Consider the following 21,680-nt stretch of genomic DNA (forward strand, 5'->3'; position numbering starts at 1 on the left):
CGCAGTGGCAGGACGTCGCACGCCCGTATCGGCCCGATCGCGGGTCAAGCCCGCCGCGGCAGGCCCGCACCGGCAATCTCAAGGCCTGCGTGTGCCCAGCCAATAGAACACCCCCGCCAGTATCACCGACATCACCAGCAGGTAGAAGGTCGCCGCCGGCACCCACTGCCCCAAGGCAAAGCCGACGATCGCCGGCCCCAATCCCGCCCCCAGGTTGGACAGGTTCTGCGCGCCATAATAGACACCCCGCAGATGCTCCGGCGCGATCAGGTCGATGAACATGTATTCGGCTGGGATCACGATGATCTCGCCGAGGGTGAACACCACCATCGCCAGGCACCAGGCCAGGGCGGAGCCGGCCATGGAAAACCCCAGCAAGCCGAGGATGAACAGCGCCATGCCGGCCAGCAGCCAAGGCATCAGGCGTTGGCGGTCGATGCGTCGGCCGATCAGGTACTGGAGCCCGATCACCGTGACGGCGTTGGTGGTGATCAGGTAGCCCACCAGCCGCGCCGCCTCCTTGGCGTTGGTGGTCACCACCAGGTACTGGGACAGGTAGGCGCCGAACTGGCCGAACACCACGGCGCTCAGCATCCCGCCCACGGTGAAGCAGATCAACCGACGATCACTTACCAGACGCAGGGCGACCTCGGTGAACCCGGCGTTGTGCTGGGCGTTCTCACCGACCTGCAGGCGCCGGTCGCCCAAGCCGTGATAGAGCCCACCCATGCCCAGGCCGATCAGTGCGGAAACCAGGAAGGGCAGGTAGGCACCTTGTTCGAACAGGGCCACCCCAAGCAGGGGGCCGACCGCGTAGGCGATATTGTTCAAGGTGTATTTGATGGCGAACACCTCGGCACGCTCGGCCACCGGCAGCAAGGCGCAGAAGCCCGACTTCACGGCGATGTCGACCACCGCCAGGGCCAGGTTGATCACCACCAGGCAGAAGAAGAACAGCGCGGCCGAGCGGCTGGCGATCGCTCCGACGAAGGCCAGGGCGAATACCGAGATGGCGCCTAGCAACAGGGTATGGTTGCGCACGGTATCGACCAGGTGGCCGCCGTACAAGCTCAGCACAGAGGCGAGGATCACGGCGCTGCCGACCAGCAGGCCGATGGGGCCGACCGCCAATTGGAAGGTATCTGCCATGTACACCACCAGATAGGGCAGGGTGATTGCCCGGGCGAAGGTCAGGACGGCCGCGGTCGCCAGCAGCAGGCGCACGGAGCGGGGGTAGCGTTTGAGGGCGGCGAGCATCGGACATCCTTGTGGTCGGGGTGGTGCCGGAGTCCAAGCATAGGAGCGTGCGTGAATAATGTCGTGGTATCCCTTAAGCACCCATGGACGCGGGGCTGCCTCATGGCGAAACAGTTACGGGTTGCCAGCCAGGCCCATTCCCATGCAGATTTGTGGCTTTGCGCGCTGTGCGTGCCTCCAATTGAAAACGCCCAACCAGGTACACGGACGATGAGCCACCCCTCGCAATTCACCCTGCTCGGCAAGCGGCGCTTCTTGCCGTTCTTCATCACCCAGTCGCTGGGCGCCTTCAACGATAACCTGTTCAAGCAGTCGCTGATCCTGGCGATCCTCTACAAGCTGAGCCTGGAAGGCGACCGCTCGATCTGGGTCAACCTCTGTGCGCTGTTGTTCATCCTGCCGTTCTTCCTGTTCTCGGCGCTGGCTGGGCAGTTCGGCGAAAAGTTCGCCAAGGATGCGCTGATCCGGGTGATCAAGCTGGCCGAGATCGTCATCATGGCCATCGGCGCCACGGGCTTCGTCACCGGCCACCTGCCGCTGATGCTGCTGGCTTTGTTCGCCATGGGCACCCACTCGGCGCTGTTCGGCCCGGTGAAGTACTCGATCCTGCCCCAGGCGTTGCAAGAGGAGGAACTGGTGGGCGGCAATGGCCTGGTGGAGATGGGCACCTTCCTGGCGATCCTGGCCGGGACCATCGGTGCCGGGGTGATGATGTCCTCCACGCACTACGCCACGGTGGTCGCTACCGGTGTGGTGGCGACCGCGGTAGTCGGCTACCTGGCCAGCCGCTGGATCCCTCGCGCTGCCGCGGCCGCGCCGCAGATGACACTGGACTGGAACATCCTCAAACAATCCTGGGCCACCCTGCGCCTGGGCCTTGGGCAGACCCCGGCGGTGTCCCGCTCGATCGTCGGCAACTCCTGGTTCTGGTTCGTCGGCGCCATCTACCTGACCCAGATCCCAGCCTATGCCAAAGACTGGCTGCACGGCGACGAAACCGTGGTGACCCTGGTGCTGACCCTGTTCTCGGTGGGCATCGCCCTGGGTTCGCTGTTGTGCGAACGCCTGAGCGGGCGCAAGGTGGAAATCGGCCTGGTGCCGTTCGGCTCCTTCGGCCTGACGCTGTTCGGCCTGCTCTGGTGGTGGCACTCCGGCGATGTGCCGGTGGGCGCCGTGCCCCATGACTGGCTGGCGCTGCTGGGGATGGGCCAGGCCTGGTGGATCCTGCTGTCGATCGTCGGCCTGGGCGTGTTCGGCGGCTTCTACATCGTGCCGCTGTATGCCTTGATCCAGGCGCGCACCCCTGAAGACCAGCGGGCCCGGGTGATCGCGGCCAACAACATCCTCAATGCCTTGTTCATGGTGGTTTCGGCCATCGCCACCATCGTCCTGTTGAGCCTGGCCGAACTGAGCATTCCGCAGCTGTTCCTGGTGGTGTCGCTGCTCAACATCGCGGTCAACGCCTACATCTTCCGCATCGTGCCCGAGTTCACCATGCGTTTCATGATCTGGCTGCTCAGCCATTCCATGTACCGCGTGGAGCACCGGGACCTCGAGCGTATCCCTGACCAAGGCGCGGCGTTGCTGGTGTGCAACCACGTGTCGTTCGTCGATGCGCTGCTGATCGGTGGTGCCATTCGCCGGCCGATACGCTTCGTCATGTACTACAAGATCTACAACCTGCCGGTGCTCAACTTCGTCTTCCGCACCGCCGGGGCCATCCCCATCGCCGGGCGTGGCGAGGACGAAGCCACCTACGAACGCGCTTTCGCCCGTATCGCCCAGTACCTGGCCGATGGCGAGCTGGTGTGCATCTTCCCCGAGGGCAAGCTCAGTGCCGATGGAGAAATCGATGTGTTCAAGGGTGGGGTGAGCCGCATCCTGCAGGAAACCCCGGTACCGGTGATTCCGCTGGCGTTGCAGGGGCTTTGGGGCAGTTTCTTCAGTCGCGACCCGAACAAGGGGTTCTTCAAGCGTCTGTGGTCACGGGTGACCCTGGTGGCTGGCGCCGCCGTTCCGGTGGACGCGGCGCAGCCCGAGGCGCTGCGCGAGAAAGTCTGTGCCCTGCGCGGCGACGTGCGTTGAGAAGGGAAGGAAGAAAGGTCAGCTGGTGCTGACCTTCAGGCCGACCAGGCCGGCCACGATCAGTGCGACGCTGGCCAGGCGCATGAACGCCATCGATTCGCCGAACAGGATGATCCCGGCGATCACTGTGCCCACGGCGCCGACGCCAGTCCAGACCGCGTAGGCGGTACCCAGTGGCAGTTCCTTCATGGCCAGGCCCAGCAGGCCCAGGCTCACGGCCATGGCGGCGACGGTCAAGGCAGTGGGCAGGGGGCGGGTGAAACCGTCGGTGTACTTGAGGCCTACGGCCCAGCCCACTTCGAACAGGCCGGCGAAGAACAGGATGATCCAGGACATGATGAGTCTCCATCGTTGCTAAGGATGGGGCCGTCCCCGGAATGGTCACGCGTTGCGTCGTGAGGCCGTCCTCACAGTGCGCACTATACTGCACATTTTGCTGTGAGTCGGCAAGCGTGTAGGCGTTATCCGGGCCCACGCAATCGCGGGGCAAGTCGGACCGCCGCACCGCCGCTCCCACAGGGCCTCTTTCCATTTTGGTAGAGCGGAATACCTGTGGGAGCGGCGGTGCGGCGGTCCGACTTGTCCCGCGATAGGGCCGGTGAGGCGATCGGTATCTCAGACCCCCTGCGGAATCTCCTCGCCCCCCAGCGCCTCGAACAGCGCCGGCAGGAACTCGGTGAAGGTCATCATCATCAGGGTAAAGCTGGCGTCGAACTGCTGCTGGGCTTCCTCGCCGCCGTCCTGCTCGGCCTGCTCCTGCAGCAGCTCTTCGAACTTCAGGCGCTTGATCACCGTCTTGTCATCCAGCACGAACGACAGTTTGTCCTGCCAGGCCAGGGCCAGCTGGGTGACCACCTTGCCGGTGCCCAGGTGCAGCTGGATCTCTTCGCTGGCCAGGTCCTGGCGCTTGCAGCGCACGATGCCGCCATCTTCATGGGTGTCGCGCAGCTCACATTCATCCAGGACGAAGAAGTCGGCAGCCGGCTCCTGGGTCTTGACCCAGTCGGTCATGGTCGCACTCGGGGCGGTCTTGACCGTGACCGGGCGCACCGGCAGCGAGCCCATCACTTCACGCAGGGTCGACAGCAGGTCCTCGGCACGCTTGGCGCTGGCCGAGTTGACCAGGATCAAGCCCAGGCGCGGGGCGATGGCGGCGAAGATCATCGAACGGCGGATGAAGGCGCGGGGCAGGAATGCCTGGATGATCTCGTCCTTGATCTGGTCGCGTTCCTTTTTATAGACCTTGCGCATCTGCTCGGTCTCGATTTCCTCGACCTTTTCCTTGACCGCGTCGTTGACCACGCTGCTGGGCAGGATGCGTTCCTCCTTGCGCGCGGCGATCAGCAGGAAGTCACCGCTGACGTGCACCAAGGGAGCATCCTCGCCCTTGCCGAACGGGGCGACGAAACCATAGGTGGTCAGCTCCTGGCTGGCGCAGGGGCGGGCTGGCTTGCTGGCCAGGGCGGCTTCCAGTGCCTCGGGCTCGAACGGGACGTCCTGGGTCAGGCGGTAGGTCAGCAGGTTCTTGAACCACATGAGGGGGAATCTCTCCTTAATGCATAAGGCGGGCATTATTCTCCGAGGGGTGGTCGCAGGCCAACCCTGTCAGAGCGCCACCAGTGACTTAATTCAGGAGAAAAGCGCTATTGCGCTAGGTCTTTGAAAGGCCTGAAAAATTTTTTTTAAAAAGTGCTTGCCAGGGTGGCAGGTCCTCCGTAGAATGCGCGCCACACCGAGACGTTGGGTGATTAGCTCAGCCGGGAGAGCATCTGCCTTACAAGCAGAGGGTCGGCGGTTCGATCCCGTCATCACCCACCACTTCTCGATGTTTAGCGCAGCGGTAGTTCAGTCGGTTAGAATACCGGCCTGTCACGCCGGGGGTCGCGGGTTCGAGTCCCGTCCGCTGCGCCATATTCCAGCTTCCAGGGCCCACTGAACACCCGGAAGCACAAAAAAAGCGACCCTAGGGTCGCTTTTTTTGTTTCTGCTGCTTATTGAGGTCGTCAGTGCCACCGATTGGTGCGAACCCAATGGTTCAGTGCCATTTCTGTGCCGGCCCAATCTCGGGGCAAGTTCGCTCCCATACTGTTTCTGTTCCTCAAGGACACTGAAGTCCCTGTGGGGGGGCCGATGTCTGCAGTTGGCCCAGTACTTGCTGATGCTCTTGCATCCAGGCCATCAATGCCGATGGCCCCCACGACAAAGGCGCCGTGCTGCTCCTCCTGCTTCTGCAGGGCGGGGCGGCCGGCGCCTTTTTTCGTTCATGCGGCCAGGAGATCGACCGATGAGCAGCAGCGAAGTGCGCAGTGTGTGCCCGTATTGCGGGGTAGGGTGCGGCATCGTCATGACCGTGACGGACGGCAAGGTCACCAAGGTCAGCGGTGACAAGCAGCACCCGAGCAACTTCGGTCGCCTCTGCACCAAGGGCCTGACCGCTCATCTGCCACTGACCGCCGCCGGGCGCATGACCCACGCGTTCATGCGCCGGCAGCGCGGTCATGAGCCCATGCAGGGCACTCTGGACAGCGCCATCGAACAGGCCGCCGACCGTCTGCGTGGGATCATCGACACCCACGGCCCGGACGCGGTGGCGCTCTATGTGTCCGGGCAGATGTCGCTGGAGGCGCAGTACCTGGCCAACAAGCTGGCCAAGGGCTTCATCCGCACCCGGCACATCGAGTCCAATTCGCGCCTGTGCATGGCCAGCGCCAGCAGCGGCTACAAGCAGTCCCTGGGCGCCGACGGGCCACCGGGCAGCTACCAGGATTTCGAGCACGCCGAGGTGTTCCTGGTGATCGGCGCGAACATGGCCGATTGCCATCCGATCCTCTTCCTGCGCCTGCTCGACCGGCTCAAGGCCGGCGCCAGGCTGATCGTCGTCGACCCCCGGCGCAGTGCCACCGCCGATAAGGCCGACCTGTTCCTGCAGGTGCGCCCGGGTACCGACCTGGCCCTGCTCAACGGCCTGCTGCACCTGTTGCACCGCAATGGCCATACCGACGCCGACTTCATCGCCCGTCACACCGAAGGCTGGGAGGCGATGCCCGCTTTCCTCGAGGCTTACACCCCGCAGCGGGTCGCTGCCATTACCGGCCTCGCCGAGGCCGACATTCACCAGGCCGCGGACTGGATCGGCCGAGCCGGCAACTGGATGAGCTGCTGGACCATGGGCCTGAACCAGAGCATCCACGGCACCTGGCACAGCAATGCCCTGTGCAACCTGCACCTGGCCACCGGCGCCATTTGCCGCCTGGGCAGCGGCCCGTTCTCGTTGACCGGCCAACCCAATGCCATGGGCGGGCGCGAAATGGGTTACATGGGATCCGGGTTGCCCGGCCAGCGTTCGGTTCAGGTCGCCGCTGACCGGGCCTTCGTCGAACAGCACTGGGGGCTCGCCCCGGGCAGCCTGCGCAACGAGAGCGAGGCAGGCACCGTGGCCTTGTTCGAACAGATGAAAGCCGGCCGGATAAAGGCCTGCTGGATCATCTGCAGCAACCCGGTGGCCAGCGTCGCCAACCGCCAGCAGGTCATCGACGGCCTGGGCCGGGCGGAGTTGGTGATCACCCAGGATGCGTTCCTCGATACCGAGACCAACCGCTACGCCGACATCCTGTTACCTGCCGCCCTTTGGGCCGAAGGCGAGGGGGTGATGGTCAACAGTGAGCGCAACCTGACGCTGATGCCCAAGGCGGTCGAGCCGCCCGGCCAGAGCCTGCCGGACTGGCAAATCATTGCGCGCATCGCCTGTGCCATGGGATATGCGCAAGGCTTCGACTACCCCGACGCCGAAGCCGTATTCGATGAGATCCGCCGCTTCTGGAATCCCCGAACCGGCTACGACCTGCGCGGCATTGGCTACTGCGAGCTGCGCCAGCGCCCGCGCCAATGGCCCTGTGCCCCGGGCCGCGCCGATGACCGCAGCCCGTTACGCTACGTCGACGCCAGCGCCGCCGCCGCACGGCCTGTAGTGGTCTTCCCCACCCCTAGCGGCAAGGCTCGCTTTTTGGCACGCCCCTGGCTGCCGCCCGCCGAGCAGCCCGATAGCGACTTTCCGCTGGTGCTCAATACCGGGCGTGTGCAGCACCAGTGGCATACCCTGACCAAGACCGGCAAGGTTCCCAGCCTGAACAAGCTCGACCCGGGCCCCTTCGTCGAGCTGCACCCCGCAGACGCGGCACGCCTGGGGATCGTCGAGCGCGACCAGGTGGCCATCCGTTCCCGTCGCGGCCAGGCCGTGCTGCCGGCGCGGGTCAGCGACCGGGTGCAGGTGGGCAGCTGCTTCGCCCCGTTCCACTGGAACGATGTGTATGGTGAGCAGTTGGCGATCAACGCGCTGACCTGCGACGCTGTCGACCCGACTTCGTTGCAACCGGCTTATAAACAGTGCGCCGTGGCCGTGGAGCGGGTCGGTGGGGCGCGTATCGATGTGTTCGAGCTGAACCCGGCGACCGCTGTCGGAACACCGTCCGGTGCTCCTCTCCACCGCGTGCTCTGGGCCTCGCAGACCGGCAACGGCCAGGCCCTGGCCGAGCGCTGTGGCCAATGCCTGCGCGAGGCGGGGTTGGCCGTGGAGGTAAGCTGCATGGAAGCGGTCAGCCCGCGCCAGTTGCAAGGTGCTGCCAGCGTGATGCTGATCGCCAGCACCTTCGGCGACGGCGAAGCCCCCGCCAGCGGGGCTGGCTTCTGGCAGGCGTTGCTAGGGGAGGAGGGCAGCCACTGCGCCGAGCTGCCTTATGCGGTGCTGGCCTTGGGTGATTCGAGCTACGACCAGTTCTGCGGCTTTGGCCGCAAGCTCGATGCGCGTCTGGCCGCGTTGGGTGCCCATCGGTTATTGCCCCGGGTCGATTGCGAACCTGACTTCGACGACGCCTTCACCGCCTGGCTCGAGGCGCTGCTGCCGGCGTTGGGCGCGGCCCCGGCGGCGGTATTGCGCGGCAGTGTTTCCAGCGACGTGTTCGACAAACAGCGTCCATTGCCGGCCAAGCTGGTGGAAAATCGCCTGCTCAATGGCCCGGGCGCCAGCAAGGAAACCCGCCAGCTGGTATTCGAACTGGGCGACAGTGGCTTCGCCTACCAAGCCGGCGATGCCCTGGGTGTCTGGCCTCGCAACTGCCCGACGCTGGTTAAGGAGTTGCTCGGCTTGATGAAGCTGGACGGCCAGGCCTCGGTCGAGCTCAAGGGCAACGCCTCCATGCCCTTGGCCGTAGCCTTGGAGCGGCACCTGGACATCACCCGGGTCACGTCCCGCCAGCTGGAGGTCTTCAGCCAGGCGAGCAGCGACCTACGTGGCATGCTGCTGCCCGAACGCAAGGCCGATCTGAGAAGCTGGCTGTGGGGGCGGCAACTGGCCGATGTGTTGCGCGAGTTCCCGCAGGCATTGTCACTGGCACAGTGGCTGGACCTGCTCAGGCCCTTGCAGCCTCGGTTGTACTCGATCAGCTCGAGCCCCACCGTGCATCCCGGCCAGGTTCACCTGACCGTCTCCACGGTGCGCTACGGCACGCGCAAGGGCGTGTGCTCGACCTTCCTCGCCGACCGCGCCGAGGGGTACGAGGTGGCGATCTTTCCCCAGGTGACGACCCATTTCCGCTTGCCCGACGACGACTGTACGCCGTTGATCATGGTCGGCCCCGGCACGGGCATCGCGCCGTTCCGGGCATTTCTCGAAGAGCGCCAGGCGCGGGGGGCGAGTGGGCGCAACTGGCTGTTCTTCGGCGAACAGCACGAAGCCTGCGATTTCTATTACCGCGACCAGTTGCTGGCCTGGCAGGCCAGCGGCCACCTGCAACTGAGCACGGCGTTCTCCCGCGACCAGGCGCGCAAGGTCTATGTCCAGCAGCGCATGCTGGAGCAGGGGGCGCAGCTGTGGCGCTGGTTGGAGGAGGGCGCCTACTTCTACGTGTGCGGCGACGCCCTGCGCATGGCCAAGGATGTCGAGGCCGCCTTGCACCAGGTCATCGCCGAGCACGGCGGTATGGGGAGCGAGGCCGCTCAGGGGTACGTGGACGCCTTGAACAAGGCCGGGCGCTACCGGCGCGATGTGTACTGAGTGCCCCAGGATGAGCAGGCGTGCACTGGATTGGAGCTTTGCGTACCCCTGAGAACTGGCGTGATCCTTGTAGGAGCGGGCTTGTCCCGCGATTAGGCCGGCCCCGATATCACCGTCGTCTGGCAAGGGCTTCGCCCTTGATCGCGGGACAAGCCCGCTCTTACAGAAAGGGGGCAACGCCTAATGGTGAGTTGGCACACTCCCTGCTTCTGAACCCTTACAACCTGCCCTGCTGATCAACGGCGACCAGCCCGGGCCCACTACTGATGAGAACAGGCAAAGGCGCCTGGAGCTTCGGCTCCAGGCGCCTTTTTTTTCGCGAGGATCGGCTATGAAGGCAACAGCGAACAGCGGGCAACGAGAGCGACTGGTCATCGTCGGCAATGGCATGGTCGGCCACCACTGCGTCGAACAACTGATCGAACGCGGCGCCCTGGCGCGTTTCGAGCTGCGCGTGTTCGGCGAGGAACGCCAGCGCGCCTACGACCGCGTGCACCTCTCCGACTATTTCGGTGGTAGCGATGCCGAGGCTCTGGCGATGTGCGAGCGGGACTTCTACGACCGCCACGGCGTGCACTTGCACCTGGGCGAGGCCGTGCTGGGCATCGACCGCGAACGCTGCGAGGTGCACACGGCCGAAGGGCGCTACGGCTACGACCAGTTGATCCTCGCCACCGGTTCCTACCCCTTCGTGCCGCCGATCGAAGGCTCCAGCGGCACCGCGCGCCTGGTCTATCGCACCCTGGACGACCTCGACGCCATCCGCGCGGCAGCCGGCAACGCCCGCCGTGGCGTGGTGGTCGGTGGTGGCCTGCTCGGCCTGGAGGCGGCCAATGCCCTGAAGGCCCTGGGCCTGGAAGCCCATGTGGTGGAGTTCGCGCCACGGCTGATGCCGGTGCAGCTCGATGGCGAGGGTGGTGCTGCCCTGTGCGCGCAGATCGAGGCGCTGGGCGTGGGCGTGCACCTGTCCCGGGCCACCCAGTCGATCAGTGCTGGCGAGGCCTACCGCTACCGCATGAACTTCGACGGTGGCGAGCACCTGGAAACCGACCTGATCGTATTCTCCGCCGGAATCCGCCCCCAGGATGCCCTGGCCCGCGCCTGCGGCCTGGATGTCGCCGCCCGGGGTGGCGTGGTGATCGACGGCGATTGCCGCAGCAGCGACCCACGCATCTACGCCATCGGCGAATGCGCGTCGTGGAACGGCAGCGTGTTCGGCCTGGTGGCGCCAGGCTACGGCATGGCCCGCAACCTGGCGGCGCTGTTGGCAGGCGAGCCTGCCCAGGCCTTCACCGGCGCCGACATGTCCACCAAGCTCAAGCTGCTGGGTGTGGATGTCGGCTCCATCGGCGATGCCCACGGTGCCACCCCCGGCGCGCGCAGCTATCGCTTCATCGACGAGGCCAACGCGGCCTATCGCCGGCTGGTGGTGGATGCCAGCGGCAAGCGTGTGCTCGGCGCGGTGCTGGTGGGCGACAACAGCTATTACGACACCCTGCTGCAGTACGTGCAGAACGGCATCGCCCTGCCGGCCGACCCCGCGGCGCTGATCCTGCCGCAAGGTAGCGGGGCTCCGGCCCTGGGCGCCGATGCACTGCCCGACAGCGCGACCATCTGCTCCTGCCACAACGTCAGCAAGGGCGCGGTCTGCGCGGCGATCGACAGCGGCTGCGCCGACCTCGCCGCAGTCAAGGACTGCACCAAGGCCGCCAGCGGTTGCGGTGGCTGCACGGCGCTGCTCAAGCAGGTCTTCGAGCATGCGCTGAGCGCCCGTGGCGTGGCCGTGGACAAGAGCCTCTGCGAACACTTCGCCTATACCCGCCAGGAGCTCTACGCATTGGTCCGGGTCGAAGGCATCCGTACTTTCGCCGACCTGCTCGCGCGCCACGGCAAGGGCCAGGTCGGTTGCGACATCTGCAAGCCCACCGTGGGCTCGATCCTCGCATCCTGCTGGAACCAGCCGATCATGGACCCCTCCCTGGTGCCGCTGCAGGACACCAACGACACGTTCATGGCCAACATGCAGAAGAACGGCACCTACTCCGTGGTGCCGCGCATTCCCGGCGGCGAGATCACCCCCGACAAGCTGATCGTGATCGGCCAGGTGGCGAAGAAGTACGACCTCTACACCAAGATCACCGGCGGCCAGCGCATCGACCTGTTCGGCGCCCAGCTGCACGAGTTGCCCTTGATCTGGGGCGAGCTGATCGAGGCCGGTTTCGAGACCGGGCATGCCTACGGCAAGTCGACCCGCACGGTGAAGTCCTGCGTGGGCAGCACCTGGTGCCGCTACGGCGTGCAGGACAGCGTCGCCATGGCCCTGCGCCTGGAAGACCGCTACAAGGGCCTGCGCTCGCCGCACAAGCTCAAGTTCGCGGTCTCCGGCTGTACCCGTGAATGCGCCGAGGCGCAGAGCAAGGACATCGGCGTGATCGCCACCGACAAGGGCTGGAATCTGTACATCTGCGGCAACGGTGGCATGCGCCCGCGCCATGCCGAGCTGTTCGCCACCGACCTCGACGACGAAACCCTGGTGCGCCTGATCGACCGGGTGCTGATGTTCTACATCCGCACCGCCGACAAGCTGCAGCGCACTTCGGTCTGGCGCGAGAGCCTGGAAGGCGGGCTGGACTACCTCAAGCAGGTGATCATCGACGACAGCCTGGGCCTGGCCAGCGAGCTGGAGGCGCAGATGCAGCATGTGGTCGAGCGCTACGAATGCGAATGGGCCAACGCCCTCAAGGACCCGGAAAAGCTCAAGCGCTTTCGCACCTTCGTCAATGACCAGCGCCCCGACCCGGACGTGCACTTCGTTCGCGAGCGCGAGCAGCGCCGGCCCGGTGCACCCTTGCATTTGATTCCCACCACCCAGGAGGCTATCTGATGAAAACGTCCAACGCTGCTGTGGCAACGCAACCCGGTTGGCAAACGGTCTGCCGGCTCCAGGACCTGGTCGCCGACTCCGGCGTGGTGGTCTGGCATGAGGGCGAACAGGTGGCGCTGTTCTACCTGCCCGACCAGGCCCAGCCCGTGTACGCCCTCGACAACCGTGACCCGCGCTCCGGTGCCAATATCATCGGTCGAGGCCTGGTCGGCAGTCTGAAAGGGCAGCTGGTGGTCGCGGCACCACTGTACAAGCAGCATTTCAGCCTGCACGACGGGCACTGCCTGGAGGATACGGCGCAGGCCTTGCGCGTGTGGCCGGTGCGCGTTTGCGGCGATGCGGTGGAGCTTGCGGCGTGCGCTTGAAGCGTGCGCGGTGAAGTTGCAAGCGGCCGGGCAGGACGATTCGCTTCAGCTACGGGGAAATATCCGTGAACTTATCGGACTTTCCTGGCTCTCATGCCGGTAGCCATTGGTCATGGCCGCCTGATAAGCTCGCGGCTTTACCTGATTGCCCTTATGGCGCATGAACAAGGAACTAGCATGAAACAGCATCGTTTGGCGGCTGCGGTTGCCCTGGTTGGTTTGGTCCTCGCGGGCTGCGACGCTCAGACCAGCAGCGTCGAGCTGAAGACTCCGGCACAGAAAGCCTCCTACGGTATCGGCCTGAACATGGGCAAGAGCCTGGCTCAGGAAGGCATGGAAGACCTAGATTCCAAAGCGGTGGCCCTCGGCATCGAGGATGCGGTTGCCAAGAAAGAGCAGCGCATCAAGGACGAAGACCTGGTAGCGGCCTTCACCGATCTGCAGAAGCGCGCCGAAGAGCGTCTGGCCAAGGCCAGCGAGGAAGCGGCCAGCGCCGGCAAGAAATTCCTCGAAGAGAACGGCAAGAAGCCAGGCGTCGTCACCACCGCCTCGGGCCTGCAGTACGAAGTGGTCAAGAAGGCCGACGGCCCGCAGCCCAAGCCGACCGACGTGGTCACTGTCCACTACGAAGGCAAGCTGATCGATGGCAAGGTGTTCGACAGCTCCGTCGAACGTGGCAGCCCGATCGACCTGCCGGTCAGCGGCGTGATCCCGGGTTGGGTCGAAGGCCTGCAACTGATGCACGTCGGCGAGAAGTACAAGCTGTACATCCCGGCTGACCTGGCCTACGGTGCCCAGAGCCCGAGCCCGCTGATTCCGGCGAACTCGGTACTGGTCTTCGACCTGGAGCTGCTGGGCATCAAGGACCCGGCCAACGCCCAGGGCGAGGCGCCGGAAGCCGAAGCGCCAGCGGCTGAAGAGCCTGCCAAGTAATACCGCGTCAGATCCAAACAAAGGGGCCGCTTCGCGCCCCATCGCGGCACAAGGCCGCTCCTACATCAGCCGTGCCACCCGCACGTCCCCTGTAGGAGCGGCCTTGTGCCGCGATGGGGCGCGAAGCGGCCCCTTTAGTTCTGAACGAACCCCATAAACCCCGGAGTGTCGAAGAAAGGGCAGCCCACCGACGCAAAACGTTTGCGGTTCTGAAACAGCTGTGTAAAAAACGCCCGATCTGAGCCAGACCCTTGCCCTGTGGGCACCTCGCGTCGGAAACTGCTCCCTGTTCACAAGGTTATCCACAATAAATGTGGATAACCTTCCCTGCCGATATGGAGGCCCCATGAGCGCACCCTGGAATTTCGCCCGCTTCCTGCCCCTGGCCGAGCGCCTGCTCAGCCGTGGTCGGCTGCCGGCCTTGCTGTTCGCCGTGGCCCGCAAAGGCCCCAAGCTTGGCCAGCTGCGGGAGGACGTCCGTTTGCTCCAAGGCCTGTGCCTGGCGTGGTGGCGGGGCGAATACCGCGCCATCAGCCCCAAGGCGCTGGTCACGGTGGTGGCGGGCCTGCTGTATTTCGTCAGCCCCCTGGATGCCATTCCCGACTGGCTGCTGGGGGTTGGCTTCCTCGATGACATCGCCGTATTGGGCTGGGTACTCAAGGCCGTGGGCGATGAATTGAACCGCTTCAAGGCCTGGCGCGACAGCCAGGCACCCGAGCGCCTGCAGGTGGTCGAACGCCTGCCGGACACCCCCGAAGCCCTGCGCCTGGAGCGCGGAGCGCCCTGAAATCGCCCCGGCCGCGCATACGCCCGCGCTTGGACATATAATTGGCATAAGGATTATGCCTACGGATTACATGCAGTAATCCTACGTAAGGGGGTTGTATGGGTATTCAGGTCATCAGCCGGGACGGTCAGCCCGAGTATGCCGTGGTTCCGTGGGAACAGTACCAGGCACTGCTCAAGGCCGCGGGGCAGGCACCTGCCGAGGCACCAACGAACGAACCTGCAGTCGCCGCCGAGGCCCCGGCCTTGGTGGCATTGAGTGAATTGACACGACTGCGCCAGGCCAAGGGCCTGGCGCCCGAGCAATTGGCGCGCAATGTCGGCATCAGCCCGGCCTACCTGGCGATGATCGAGGCCGGGGAGCGCCAGCCGGATGCGGCGATCCTGCGCAGCCTGGCCTGGCACCTGGGCATCGCTGGCTGGAGCGAGCCGTCATGAGCCAGGTCAGGATCAGCCGCCAGCATTGGGACAACCTGTTGAACGAGCTCGATCTGGCCCGTCGCCAACGCCACCTGCTGACCTACCGCGCGTTGATCGAACGCCTGCAGTTGCCCAGCCCGGCGATGCAGACCCTTACCGCTGCCCTGGAATACCTGGCCGTGCTCGACGCCCGGGCCGAGCAGCCGCTGCGCAGCTCGCTGGTGATCAGCCAAGGTGCCAGCCGCTTGCCGCGTACCGGCTTCTTCGAGTGCGTCGAGCGCCTGGGGCGCTTCTCGGGGCCGGTCGATGGGCTCGAGGCGGCATCCTGGCATGCCTCGGAAGTGGTGCGGGTGTTCGAGTACAGCTATTCGGAAGAGCGCTGAGCGCGCTCTTTGCAAGTTGCAGGCTTCTCCAGTCACCTTGGCCTCTGGCCCAAGGCAGGTTGTAGAGCTGCTCCCCCTCTGGCCGGCCACCGGTGTGCAAGGCTCGTGCGCTGGCGTGTGCTGTCGCATAGAACCGCTTGTATAAATAATGTTGAATTGCCATCACTGGCTGTGATGAAATCCTCTCACTATCCCATGCTTTTTAAACACTTCTCGTTCAGGGACGAACGTTAGCCAGCGCATGCTCCCTGGTGGTCGACCTGAGTGCGAATTTCTCAGGAGCCAGATTTGTCGCCTTTATCGCTTTCCCCGCGTGAGATGCGCAGCAGCGCCTTGGCTATCGCCATTGCCATGACGGTTACCGGTTGCGCCAGTATCGAAGAGTTTTCGCGTAATCACAGTCGCACAGCCAACTGCCTGATTGGCGGTACGGTGGGGGCCTTGGCGGGGGCGGCTGCCGGCGCCCTGAGCAACCAGGGCGATGGGGCGATCATCGGTGGTGCGATCATAGGGGCTGCCGCAGGTTGTGGCGCGGCACTGGCCTACAAGGAGCGTATCGATCGCCTGCAAAAGTTGGCTCAGGAAGAGAACCTCAAGCTTCAGGTAGAGCCCCTGAGTACGCCTGGCAATACTCAGAACGCCGCCCCTCAGGATGCAGGCTTCGTTGCCCAGGTACAGGACCAGGGCATGTTCGCGGTCGGCAGTGCACACCTCAGTGTCGACGGCGAGCGGCAGGTACGCAAGCTAGCCAGCGCCTTCGTCGGACAGCGTGATACGGCGATCCTGGTGGTTGGCCATACCGACGCCACAGGCAGTGCCCGCGGCAACCAGCAGCTTTCCGAGCGTCGTGCCCGCGCGGTGGCCAGCATCCTCGCCGAGCAGGGCATCGCTCCCCAGCGCATGTACTTCCAGGGTGCTGGTGCCTCCCGGCCCGTAGCGGACAACGCCGACCCCCTGCAGCGTGGAAAGAACCGTCGTGTCGAAATCGTCGAAGTCAACGACACTGCCACGCTGGTCAAGCGGGTCAACGCTGAACAGAACAACCCCAAATACCTTGCTCATGGCACGGCGATTGTCGCTAAGGCACCTGCCGTGCATACCCCGCAAGTTGTTGGCAAGCCTGTTAAACAGACCACGGCCAAGCCGACCATTGCCAGCACCACCTCGAAGGTTGCGGCAAAGGCTGCTGCACCAATCGCCCATTCCGGCGCGCTGGTCGACTTCGGCGGCCAGGCCGTGACCGGCAGCGAATGGACGCTGGGGCAGACCATCACGCCGAAAACCGGCGGTTTCTCGCTGATCTCCCCAGCCTATGCCAACAGCATCCCGATGAGCAGCTGCGAAAGCGATCAACCCCGTGAAAGCGGCAGAGTATTCAACCTGGCCAGCGGCCAGAGGCTCGATACCCATCAAACCACCGACTACCTCCCAGGCTATAACAACCGGGTGTGGGCACAGACCGTCAACGGCCACCTGGTAACCATCTCCCCAGTCTCCATTCTGCGGGTCGATGCCGCTGTCGATCGCCAACCGTTCATCCAAGTGGTCAAGGACTACGCCGATGGCAACCGCAAGGCGTTGATCAAGGCCGACGCGGTGGCCAACACCTACGAAGGCGAGGACCGGGTGCTGTACCGAGTCTTCCTGAAGGATCCGCAAGCGCCGGTCTCTTGCATGGATGTCGTGTTCAGCAAAGGCAGTGCGCAAGCCACCGATGGTGCGCTGTTCTACCCGCGACGCGATGGTGAAACCTTTACCGCCCGGTTCGTGCCGGTCCGCACCTGACACAAGGGAATACAAATGGAAGAATTCAGCTTCAATGCCTTGATGGCCCTCGCATGGGCCAACAAGTTGATCAGTGGAGTGGTGATTTCCACGCTGCTGGCGATCATCGCTATCAAGATTTATTGGGACAAGGTCGGTTACTTCGCGATGCGGGTCTGGCACGGGATGCCGTTGGTCGGTACCGTCGCACGCCTGGCCCGCGGCAGTACCAGCGCCGACAATCGCAAATGGCTGCTCAGCGAGACCTCGCTGTGCAATGCCTACTACGACTATTACCAGGATGTCGGTGAGAAGAACGCCGACTACTACAACAAGTGCGAAGCCTATCTGGATGCCATCGGCGAGAGCGATCGTCGTGAGCGACCGCTCTGGGTGCTGGTGCTGATCTTCCTGTTGATTCTCTTCGAGGCGGTCGGTTTCGCCTATGTGCTGGTGCCATTCATCAACCAGAATCTATCGAGCAACGACCAGACCTATCTCGGCTGGATGGCGGCCTTCCTGCTGTCGATTATCTCCGCGGGCTTTGCTGAGGCCGCAGGCCGTGCGATTCACCATAACACCCTGGTGAGCAAGGCGCGCCACTGGTGGGAGAGCGATCCGGAGCGCGGCAGTAGTGCGCTCAAGCAGCAACCCACCCTGCGTATCAAGGACACCTACAAAGACATGGGCGCCAAGGATTACAACCGTATCCTGGCCCGCCTGAACACCAACCATACCGTAACGCCCAAGCGGGGCTGGATCGTCGGCTGCGCCTTGGTGGTGGTCATCATGGCCTGCGCCGCTTTTGGCATTCGTGCCTACCAGCTCAAGAGCATCGAGACCGAAATGGTTGGCAACCCCGATGTCTTCGCCCAACAGAGCTTCGAGGGCAATGCCAGCCCTTTCGAACTCCCTGAAGAATCGGCCACGCTCAATCAGGAGGCCAACGACAGCACCCTGACCGACAAGATGGATGCCATTCGCAGCGCTTCGCTGATCACTTTCGTCGTGCTCTCGGTGATCTATGTGGCCATTCAGGCGGTGAGTGTCTGGCTGGCGTCGATCTTCGGCTTTGCCGGGGTGGAGTCGAAGAAAGCCTGGGAGTACACCCACGCCTTCAACAACGCCGCGGAGCTGGAGCGCTGGATGGAGAACCAGCGCATCAAGATCAGTGCCCATGCCGATCACAAGCTGCGTATGCTGCAGATGAAACTGTCGCGCCGCCCGACCACCGACCCGGATGTCGCCCTTGCCATCAGTGGTGCTCAGAGCCGTGACTTCAATGCCTACGTGCGCCGCATGCAGGAAGAAAACATCACTCACAAGTCGGTGGAAGTAGATGCCGCACCGACAGCGCCTGCTCGCCCGATGGTCGCGCAGGGTGGCTCGGCGCCTGCAGCCGTGGGCATCGTGGCACCGGCCGTGGCCAAGGAACCGGCCATTGCGTCGCCGCAGCCGGCAGGCGCCAGCACTCCGCTGGATGCCCTGCGCAGCAAAGACCTGACGGTCTATAGCGAAGAACAATTGCGCACTGTGTGCCAGAACAAGGGCTACGATGTGGCCGCCGTGTTGGCCTTGCGTGCCGAACAAAAGCTGCTCAAAGACTTCGAAGGCGTCTGAATGAAACTCAAATCGCTGCTGGCTCTGCTGCTCTGGCTGCCTGCCCTCATCCAAGCGGGGGAGCGCAACGACGTGCCTGACTGCTACGCATATGCCAAGATCGATGCATTTCGCCAGGCTGGTTCGGGGCGAGAACTGACCGTAATCGTCGACCAGACTGTGCCCATGCCGCAAAGTATCCAGAAAGCCACCTGGGCGCAGATCAATCGCTTTGTCGGCCCTGGTGACAAGCTGCGCTTGTACAGCTTCTCGGCCTTCCTGCCCGGGCAGTTCATGCAGCTGCGCTTTGCCGGCGAGTTAAACGCGCCCCTGCAAGGCGAGATACGCGACGATGTCGGCATGCAGTCGTTGCGCGCGTTCGACAAGTGCGTGGCGCAGCAACAGGCGTTCATGCAGAAGAAGTTCGGCCAGATATTCGTCCAGACCCTGCGCGAGGCGAACGAGGATATTCCCCGCAGCGAGATCTTCCACTCGCTGCGCGACATCGGGAGCGATCTGGCGAGCCGACCGGCGAACGACCGGGTCATCCTCCTGCTCTCGGACATGCTGGAAAACAGCGACTTCGGCAGCTTCTACGCCAACAGCCGGATCCGAAATCTTGACTCGTCTGTAGAGCTCAAGCGAGTGGGCGACAAGCACCTGTTCGCCGACCTACAAGGTGCCAGGGTGTATGTCGTTGGCGCTGGCCTGGTGACCAAGGATGTCAAGCAGGCCTATCGATCCGGCAAGACCATGGAGCAGTTGCAAGCATTCTGGAAAGGCTATTTCGAAGGCTCCAACGCCTCCCTGGCGGCCTTTGGTACGCCGAGCCTGAATGTCGACCTGCAGTAGTCCCGCGGCATCATGAAAAAGGGGCGAGCACCTATCGTGTTCGCCCCTTTTTCATGATGACGCGGGTGCGTCATAGGCCTCAGTGCTTGGCCACCTGCGAATTCAAGCTCAGGTAGTCGAGCAGGATGCGCCCGGTCTCGGCCAGGTAGGCATCGTCCTCAGGCTTGGTGTCCTCGTCCTCGATCGGCAGGGCATCCTCGTCTTCTTTCTTCAGTTCCTTGAGCGGCTCCTCGCCCTTGGCCTTGCGACGAACGTTCTCCAGCGCCAGTTGCTTGGCCTCGATTTCGTCGTGGCGTGCGCGGCGTTCCTGCTCGTTGAGGCTGACGGTCTTCTCGTTCATCAGCTTCTGGGTCAGGGCCAGGCGGTCACGGATGTAGGCGAATTCCGGGTCCTTGGCGCTGCGCGCGTCATGACGGGCCTTGAGTTCGGCCAGGAACGGCTTGAACGGATCGACCGCAGGGCGTACCACGGGGCGGATGGTATCCCATGGCATGGCCTCGGGCAGGGCGCTCTCGCCGATCTCCTTGGTGTCGATGATCGACGGGTAGTCGATGTCCGGCAGCACGCCCTGGTGTTGGGTGCTCTGCCCGGAAACCCGGTAGAACTTGGCCAGGGTCAGCTTCAGCTCGCCATGGTTGAGCGGCTGGATGGTCTGCACGGTGCCTTTGCCGAAGGTCTGGCCGCCGATGATCAGCGCGCGGTGGTAGTCCTGCATGGCGCCGGCGAAGATCTCCGAGGCCGAGGCCGAGAGGCGGTTGACCAGCAGCGCCAATGGGCCCTTGTAGAAGGCGCCGGGGTTCTCGTCTTCGAGCACGTCGACGCGGCCATCGCTGTTGCGCACCAGCACCGTCGGGCCTTTCTCGATGAACAGGCTGGTCAGTTCGGTGGCTTCCTGCAGGGAGCCGCCGCCGTTGTTGCGCAGGTCGATGACCACGCCGTCGACCTTTTCCTTCTGCAGCTCGGTGAGCAGTTTCTTCACGTCGCGCGTGGTGCTCTTGTAGTCAGGGTCACCCGCGCGGTAGGCCTTGAAGTCCAGGTAGAAGGCCGGGATCTCGATGATGCCCAGCTTGTAGTCGCGCCCGTCTTGCTTGAGCTTGAGCACCGACTTCTTGGCAGCCTGCTCCTCGAGCTTGACCGCTTCGCGTGTGATCGATACCACCTTGCTGGTCTGGTCGTTCGGCGCGTTGCTGGCCGGGATGATTTCCAGGCGGACCACCGAGCCTTTCGGGCCGCGGATCAGCTTGACCACTTCGTCCAGGCGCCAGCCGACCACGTCGACCATTTCCTTGTCGCCCTGGGCCACGCCGATGATCTTGTCGGCCGGTGCCACCTGCTTGGTCTTGGCCGCCGGGCCTGCCGGCACCAGGCGCACGATCTTGACCTGGTCGTTATCGCTCTGCAGCACCGCGCCGATGCCTTCGAGCGACAGGCTCATATTGATGTCGAAGTTTTCCGCGTTGTCCGGCGACAGGTAGTTGGTGTGCGGGTCGTAGGACTGGGCGAAGGTATTGATATAGGCCTGGAAGATATCCTCGGCACGGGTCTGGTCCAGGCGCGACAGCTGGTTCTTGTAGCGCTTGGTCAGGGTTTCCTGGATCTGCTTGGGATCCTTGCCGGCGAGCTTCTGGCGCAGCACTTCGTCCTTGACGCGCTTGCGCCACAGGTCGTCGAGCTCGGCCTCGTTCTTCATCCAGGGCGCATCCTCGCGGTCGACCAGCAAGGTTTCCTTGGTGGTGAAGTCCATCTTGTCGACGCCCTTGGCCAGCTCGGCCAGGGCGAAGTCCAGGCGCGATTTCACGCGGTCCAGGTAGCGCTTGTAGATGGTGAAGCCGGGTTCGAGGTTACCGCTCTTGAGGAAATCGTCGAACTGGGTCTTCCACTTGTCGAACTGGGCGATGTCGGCGGCGGTGAAGTAGCTGCGCGAGGGGTCGAGCAGCTTGATGTAGCTGTCGTAGATGATGATCGAACGGGCATCGTCCAGCGGCGGCTTGCTGTAGTGGTGGCGCTTGAGCAGCTCCACTACGTTCAGGCTGGCGACGATCTCGTCACGGTCAGGCTGCAGGCTGTCCCACTTGTTGGCGGCCGCCGCATTGCCACCGAGCGTGAGGCTGCCGAGGCCGATCAGGAGGGCGAGGGCAGTGCTGGGCAGGAAATGCTTCATGCTGATTCGACGTAAAGGCAATTGATCACGCATAGTAGGCCGTCTTTTCCGTTCGCCGGTTCCACAAGAGCCGGACGCATACTGCAAAAAGCCCGGGACATGGCGATCCCGGGCTCAGTCATGACTCAACTATGGAGGCACT

Annotated in this window: 15 protein-coding genes and 2 tRNA genes; 13 read left to right on the plus strand and 4 right to left on the minus strand. The window is 63.9% G+C overall.

What is annotated here, in order from left to right; all coding sequences use genetic code 11:
- Positions 1 to 78: 78 nt before the first annotated feature.
- A complete protein-coding gene (locus AC1MHZ_RS18040) occupies positions 79 to 1,257 on the minus strand; it encodes an MFS transporter (RefSeq protein WP_084858649.1) in 1,179 nt (392 codons plus the stop codon).
- Positions 1,258 to 1,467: 210 nt separating this feature from the next.
- Between AC1MHZ_RS18040 and AC1MHZ_RS18045 the strand changes: the two genes are divergently transcribed.
- Complete coding sequence (locus AC1MHZ_RS18045; RefSeq protein WP_084858650.1) at positions 1,468 to 3,342, plus strand: MFS transporter; 1,875 nt, start codon at positions 1,468 to 1,470, stop codon at positions 3,340 to 3,342.
- A gap of 18 nt (positions 3,343 to 3,360) precedes the next feature.
- On the opposite strand, the gene sugE is transcribed toward AC1MHZ_RS18045, so the two are convergent.
- Positions 3,361 to 3,678 carry a quaternary ammonium compound efflux SMR transporter SugE gene (gene sugE / locus AC1MHZ_RS18050; protein ID WP_084858651.1) on the minus strand — a complete coding sequence of 106 codons (318 nt, stop codon included), beginning with the start codon at positions 3,676 to 3,678 and terminating at the stop codon, positions 3,361 to 3,363.
- Between the two features lie 279 nt (positions 3,679 to 3,957).
- Positions 3,958 to 4,878, minus strand: a complete 921-nt coding sequence (gene rdgC / locus AC1MHZ_RS18055) for a recombination-associated protein RdgC (RefSeq protein ID WP_084858652.1) — start codon at positions 4,876 to 4,878, stop codon at positions 3,958 to 3,960.
- Positions 4,879 to 5,084: 206 nt separating this feature from the next.
- Here rdgC and AC1MHZ_RS18060 point away from each other — a divergent pair.
- The 12 genes from AC1MHZ_RS18060 (at position 5,085) to AC1MHZ_RS18115 (ending at position 19,377) form a co-directional block, all read left to right on the plus strand.
- Positions 5,085 to 5,160, plus strand: a tRNA-Val gene (locus tag AC1MHZ_RS18060).
- Positions 5,161 to 5,176: 16 nt separating this feature from the next.
- Positions 5,177 to 5,253 (plus strand) — tRNA-Asp (locus AC1MHZ_RS18065).
- Between the two features lie 373 nt (positions 5,254 to 5,626).
- A complete protein-coding gene (locus tag AC1MHZ_RS18070) occupies positions 5,627 to 9,391 on the plus strand; it encodes a bifunctional nitrate reductase/sulfite reductase flavoprotein subunit alpha (RefSeq protein WP_482966744.1) in 3,765 nt (1,254 codons plus the stop codon).
- Positions 9,392 to 9,722: 331 nt separating this feature from the next.
- On the plus strand, positions 9,723 to 12,275 hold the full coding sequence (gene nirB, locus AC1MHZ_RS18075; protein ID WP_482966745.1) for a nitrite reductase large subunit NirB: 2,553 nt from the start codon (positions 9,723 to 9,725) through the stop codon (positions 12,273 to 12,275).
- Positions 12,275 to 12,640 (plus strand): nitrite reductase small subunit NirD, encoded by a 366-nt coding sequence (gene nirD / locus AC1MHZ_RS18080; protein ID WP_084858655.1) that lies wholly within the window; start codon positions 12,275 to 12,277, stop codon positions 12,638 to 12,640. The genes nirB and nirD overlap by 1 nt, the downstream gene beginning before the upstream one ends.
- A 177-nt stretch (positions 12,641 to 12,817) precedes the next feature.
- A complete protein-coding gene (bamJ, locus tag AC1MHZ_RS18085) occupies positions 12,818 to 13,573 on the plus strand; it encodes a BamJ family beta-barrel-assembly machinery protein (protein ID WP_084858656.1) in 756 nt (251 codons plus the stop codon).
- A 346-nt stretch (positions 13,574 to 13,919) separates the two neighbouring features.
- Positions 13,920 to 14,360: a YkvA family protein gene (locus AC1MHZ_RS18090; protein WP_084854860.1), complete on the plus strand. Its 441-nt coding sequence runs from the start codon at positions 13,920 to 13,922 to the stop codon at positions 14,358 to 14,360.
- A gap of 98 nt (positions 14,361 to 14,458) precedes the next feature.
- Entirely contained in the window at positions 14,459 to 14,797 is a 339-nt protein-coding gene (locus AC1MHZ_RS18095; protein WP_084854861.1) for a helix-turn-helix domain-containing protein, read from the plus strand.
- On the plus strand, positions 14,794 to 15,162 hold the full coding sequence (locus tag AC1MHZ_RS18100; protein WP_368829867.1) for a hypothetical protein: 369 nt from the start codon (positions 14,794 to 14,796) through the stop codon (positions 15,160 to 15,162). Before AC1MHZ_RS18095 ends, AC1MHZ_RS18100 begins: the two co-directional genes overlap by 4 nt.
- A gap of 288 nt (positions 15,163 to 15,450) precedes the next feature.
- The gene (locus tag AC1MHZ_RS18105) at positions 15,451 to 16,947 is read left to right on the plus strand and encodes an OmpA family protein (RefSeq protein ID WP_368829866.1); all 1,497 of its coding nucleotides are present in this window, start codon (positions 15,451 to 15,453) and stop codon (positions 16,945 to 16,947) included.
- A 15-nt stretch (positions 16,948 to 16,962) separates the two neighbouring features.
- On the plus strand, positions 16,963 to 18,546 hold the full coding sequence (locus tag AC1MHZ_RS18110; RefSeq protein ID WP_482966746.1) for a hypothetical protein: 1,584 nt from the start codon (positions 16,963 to 16,965) through the stop codon (positions 18,544 to 18,546).
- The gene (locus tag AC1MHZ_RS18115; RefSeq protein WP_368829864.1) at positions 18,547 to 19,377 is read left to right on the plus strand and encodes a hypothetical protein; all 831 of its coding nucleotides are present in this window, start codon (positions 18,547 to 18,549) and stop codon (positions 19,375 to 19,377) included.
- Between the two features lie 79 nt (positions 19,378 to 19,456).
- Here the strand turns inward: AC1MHZ_RS18115 and AC1MHZ_RS18120 are convergent, their stop codons facing one another.
- A complete protein-coding gene (locus tag AC1MHZ_RS18120; RefSeq protein ID WP_172402950.1) occupies positions 19,457 to 21,538 on the minus strand; it encodes a carboxy terminal-processing peptidase in 2,082 nt (693 codons plus the stop codon).
- Positions 21,539 to 21,680: the final 142 nt, after the last annotated feature.

The sequence above is a fragment of the Pseudomonas sp. FA-1 genome (assembly GCF_056856075.1).

Excerpts from the sequence above, each read along its gene's own strand:
- AC1MHZ_RS18040 (WP_084858649.1), bottom strand. The coding sequence starts at position 1,257 with ATGCTCGCCGCCCTCAAACGCTACCCCCGCTCCGTGCGCCTGCTGCTG.
- AC1MHZ_RS18045 (WP_084858650.1), top strand. The coding sequence starts at position 1,468 with ATGAGCCACCCCTCGCAATTCACCCTGCTCGGCAAGCGGCGCTTCTTG.
- sugE (WP_084858651.1), bottom strand. The coding sequence starts at position 3,678 with ATGTCCTGGATCATCCTGTTCTTCGCCGGCCTGTTCGAAGTGGGCTGG.
- rdgC (WP_084858652.1), bottom strand. The coding sequence starts at position 4,878 with ATGTGGTTCAAGAACCTGCTGACCTACCGCCTGACCCAGGACGTCCCG.
- AC1MHZ_RS18070 (WP_482966744.1), top strand. The coding sequence starts at position 5,627 with ATGAGCAGCAGCGAAGTGCGCAGTGTGTGCCCGTATTGCGGGGTAGGG.
- nirB (WP_482966745.1), top strand. The coding sequence starts at position 9,723 with ATGAAGGCAACAGCGAACAGCGGGCAACGAGAGCGACTGGTCATCGTC.
- nirD (WP_084858655.1), top strand. The coding sequence starts at position 12,275 with ATGAAAACGTCCAACGCTGCTGTGGCAACGCAACCCGGTTGGCAAACG.
- bamJ (WP_084858656.1), top strand. The coding sequence starts at position 12,818 with ATGAAACAGCATCGTTTGGCGGCTGCGGTTGCCCTGGTTGGTTTGGTC.
- AC1MHZ_RS18090 (WP_084854860.1), top strand. The coding sequence starts at position 13,920 with ATGAGCGCACCCTGGAATTTCGCCCGCTTCCTGCCCCTGGCCGAGCGC.
- AC1MHZ_RS18095 (WP_084854861.1), top strand. The coding sequence starts at position 14,459 with ATGGGTATTCAGGTCATCAGCCGGGACGGTCAGCCCGAGTATGCCGTG.
- AC1MHZ_RS18100 (WP_368829867.1), top strand. The coding sequence starts at position 14,794 with ATGAGCCAGGTCAGGATCAGCCGCCAGCATTGGGACAACCTGTTGAAC.
- AC1MHZ_RS18110 (WP_482966746.1), top strand. The coding sequence starts at position 16,963 with ATGGAAGAATTCAGCTTCAATGCCTTGATGGCCCTCGCATGGGCCAAC.
- AC1MHZ_RS18115 (WP_368829864.1), top strand. The coding sequence starts at position 18,547 with ATGAAACTCAAATCGCTGCTGGCTCTGCTGCTCTGGCTGCCTGCCCTC.
- AC1MHZ_RS18120 (WP_172402950.1), bottom strand. The coding sequence starts at position 21,538 with ATGAAGCATTTCCTGCCCAGCACTGCCCTCGCCCTCCTGATCGGCCTC.